The organism is Ensifer sp. GW823-FHT05D09 (assembly GCF_058795755.1).
Window position 1 is genome coordinate 1 of sequence record NZ_JBXAIA010000030.1, and the last position, 1118, is coordinate 1118.

General features: G+C 64.0%; 1 protein-coding gene. It reads right to left on the reverse strand.

Annotated elements, in window-relative coordinates:
* Positions 1 to 1118, reverse strand: a 1118-nt coding sequence (locus AC1Q80_RS30770; RefSeq protein ID WP_492362932.1) for a calcium-binding protein, incomplete at both ends; no start/stop codon positions are given.

Here is a 1118-nt window from a genome sequence, read left to right on the forward strand (position 1 = left end):
GACGATATCGTTCCCCAGACCACCGGCGAGAATGTCGTTGCCGGCGCGGCCATCGATGACATCGTTGCCGTCATTGCCGATCAGCGTGTTGTTCTCGGCATCGCCCGAGAGCTGATCGTCGCCGGCGCCCCCGATAGCGGCTTCGATCCGTTGAAGTGTGTCCGAACCGATCTCTTCGCCCGTGGCGGTTCCCTGTTCAAGGTCGACGACGATGCTCTCGGTAGTGGCGCTGGCATCGAGCGTGTCATAGCCGGAGCCGCCATTATAGCTATCGTTGCCGTCAGTCGTTTCCCCCGGCACGCAGGCCGGAGCTTCGACCACGATGGTGTCATCGCCGGCTCCACCGGAGACGACATCGTCGCCCTGGCCGCCGGCGAGAATGTCGTCGCCGGCGCGGCCATCGATGACATCGTCGCCGTCGTTGCCGATCAGCGTGTTGTCTTCGGCGTCGCCCGAGAGCTGGTCGTCACCGGAACCAGCGATCACGGTCTCGATGCTGTCGACGGTGTCCGAACCGATCTCCTCGCCCGTGGCCGTTCCCTCTTCAAGGTCGACGACGATGCTCTCGGTGACTGCACTGGCATCGAGCGTGTCGTAGCCTGAGCCGCCATTATAGCTATCGTTGCCGTCAGTCGCCTCACCCGGCGCGCAGGCCGGAGCCTCGACGACGATGGTGTCATCGCCGGCTCCACCGGAGACGACATCGTCGCCCTGGCCGCCGGCGAGAATGTCGTCGCCGGCGCGGCCGTCGATGACATCGTTGCCGTCATTGCCGACCAACGTGTTGCAGGCGGCATCGCCCGAGAGCTGATCGTCACCGGAACCAGCGATCACCGTCTCGATGCTGTCGACGGTGTCGGAGCCGATCTCCTCGCCTGTCGCCGTTCCCTGTTCGAGATCGACAACAATGGTCTCGGTGGTGGCGCTGGCATCGAGTGTATCGGTTCCTGCGCCGCCTTCGTATGTGTCATCGCCGTCATCGTAGACACTGTCGTCATCATCGCTGTGGTCGTCAGCGCGGGCCTGGACGAGGACGGTATCGTTTCCGTTTCCGCCTTTGACGGTATCGTCGCCGTTTCCGCCGGCCAGCATGTCGTTGCCGTCGCGACCGTCGATGC